We start from the raw sequence: 2,695 nt of genomic DNA on the forward strand, positions 1-2,695 counted from the left end.
CGAGTAGGTCGGGACACGTGTTATCTTGACTGAAAATGGGGGGACCATCCTCCAAGGCTAAATACTCCCAGCTGACCGATAGTGAACCAGTACCGTGAGGGAAAGGCGAAAAGAACCCCGTTGAGGGGAGTGAAATAGACCCTGAAACCGTATGCATACAAGCAGTGGGAGCCTGTCTTCGGACGGGTGACTGCGTACCTTTTGTATAATGGGTCAGCGACTTACTTTTAGTGGCAAGGTTAACCGTATAGGGGAGCCGTAGGGAAACCGAGTCTGAATAGGGCGTTTAGTCGCTAGGAGTAGACCCGAAACCGAGCGATCTATCCATGGGCAGGGTGAAGGTTAGGTAACACTGACTGGAGGCCCGAACCCACTGTCGTTGAAAAGCCAGGGGATGACCTGTGGATAGGAGTGAAAGGCTAATCAAGCTCGGAGATAGCTGGTTCTCCCCGAAAGCTATTTAGGTAGCGCCTCGCGTCTCACCCTCGGGGGTAGAGCACTGTTTCGGCTAGGGGCCCATCCCGGGTTACCAAACCGATGCAAACTCCGAATACCGAGGAGTGCAATCGCGGGAGACAGACGGCGGGTGCTAACGTCCGTCGTCAAGAGGGAAACAACCCAGACCGCCAGCTAAGGTCCCCAAGTTCTAGTTAAGTGGGAAACGATGTGAGAAGGCCCAGACAGCCAGGAGGTTGGCTTAGAAGCAGCCATCCTTTAAAGAAAGCGTAATAGCTCACTGGTCGAGTCGGCTCGCGCGGAAGATGTAACGGGGCTAAAACTAGACACCGAAGCTGCGGCTGCACACTTAGGTGTGCGGGGTAGGGGAGCGTTCTGTAAGCTGTAGAAGGTCAATCGAGAGGTTGGCTGGAGGTATCAGAAGTGCGAATGCTGACATGAGTAACGATAAAGGGAGTGAGAAGCTCCCTCGCCGGAAGACCAAGGGTTCCTGCGCAACGTTAATCGGCGCAGGGTGAGTCGGCCCCTAAGGCGAGCACGAAAGTGGTAGTCGATGGGAAACTGGTTAAAATTCCAGTACTGCTAATGACTGCGATGGAGGGACGGAGAAGGCTAGGTCAGCCTGGTGATGGTTATCCAGGTTTAAGCTAGTAGGCGGTGTTCTTAGGCAAATCCGGGAACGCAACGCCGAGAAGCGACGACGAGCTCTCATTAGAGAGTGAAGTGATTGATGCCCTGCTTCCAGGAAAATCTTCTAAGCTTCAGGTCATTAGGAACCGTACCCCAAACCGACACAGGTGGTCAGGTAGAGAATACCAAGGCGCTTGAGAGAACTCGGGTGAAGGAACTAGGCAAAATGGCACCGTAACTTCGGGAGAAGGTGCGCCGCTGATGGTGATTGGACTTGCTCCATAAGCTGTTGGTGGTCGAAGATACCAGGTGGCTGCGACTGTTTATTAAAAACACAGCACTCTGCAAACACGAAAGTGGACGTATAGGGTGTGACGCCTGCCCGGTGCCGGAAGGTTAATTGATGGGGTTAGCTTAGGCGAAGCTCTTGATCGAAGCCCCGGTAAACGGCGGCCGTAACTATAACGGTCCTAAGGTAGCGAAATTCCTTGTCGGGTAAGTTCCGACCTGCACGAATGGCGTAACGATGGCCACGCTGTCTCCACCCGAGACTCAGTGAAATTGAACTTGCTGTGAAGATGCAGTGTATCCGCGGCTAGACGGAAAGACCCCGTGAACCTTTACTACAGCTTCACACTGGACTTTGAACCTACTTGTGTAGGATAGCTGGGAGGCTTTGAAGCCGGGACGCTAGTTCTGGTGGAGCCGACCTTGAAATACCAGCCTGGTATGTTTGAGGTTCTAACTCTGACCTGTAATCCAGGTCGAGGACAGTGTGTGGTGGGTAGTTTGACTGGGGCGGTCTCCTCCCAAAGAGTAACGGAGGAGCACGAAGGTGCGCTAAGCATGGTCGGACATCATGCGGTTAGTGTAAAGGCATAAGCGCGCTTAACTGCGAGACGTACATGTCGAGCAGGTACGAAAGTAGGTCTTAGTGATCCGGTGGTTCTGAATGGAAGGGCCATCGCTCAACGGATAAAAGGTACTCCGGGGATAACAGGCTGATACCGCCCAAGAGTTCACATCGACGGCGGTGTTTGGCACCTCGATGTCGGCTCATCACATCCTGGGGCTGAAGCCGGTCCCAAGGGTATGGCTGTTCGCCATTTAAAGTGGTACGCGAGCTGGGTTTAGAACGTCGTGAGACAGTTCGGTCCCTATCTGCCGTGGACGTTGGAGACTTGAGGAGAGCTGCTCCTAGTACGAGAGGACCGGAGTGGACGAACCACTGGTGTTCCGGTTGTGTCGCCAGACGCATTGCCGGGTAGCTAAGTTCGGACGGGATAACCGCTGAAGGCATCTAAGCGGGAAGCCCCCTTCAAGATGAAGTCTCCCTGGGCTGTAAGGCCCCTGAAGAGCCGTTTAAGACTAAGACGTTGATAGGCTGGGTGTGTAAGCGTTGTGAGGCGTTGAGCTAACCAGTACTAATGGCTCGTGAGGCTTGACCATATAACGCCAAAGTGATTTGAGTGAGTTGTAGTTACGATTCTGCTAAAGGTTTATGCTTGACGACGATAGCGAGTGGGCACCACCTGATTCCATCCCGAACTCAGAAGTGAAACTGCTCAGCGCCGATGGTAGTGTGGCGTTTCGCCATGTGAGAGTAGGA

Annotated in this window: 2 rRNA genes (1 of these 2 only partly in view); both read left to right on the forward strand. The window is 53.4% G+C overall.

Annotated features, from left to right (window positions below):
• A 23S ribosomal RNA gene (locus ACQ96U_RS26910) occupies positions 1-2,535 on the forward strand; it begins 359 nt to the left of the window's first position.
• A 55-nt stretch (positions 2,536-2,590) separates the two neighbouring features.
• Positions 2,591-2,695: ribosomal RNA gene (rrf, locus tag ACQ96U_RS26915) — 5S ribosomal RNA — on the forward strand; the annotation flags it as partial.

The organism is Zooshikella sp. RANM57, assembly GCF_050749885.1.
GTDB lineage: Bacteria > Pseudomonadota > Gammaproteobacteria > Pseudomonadales > Zooshikellaceae > Zooshikella.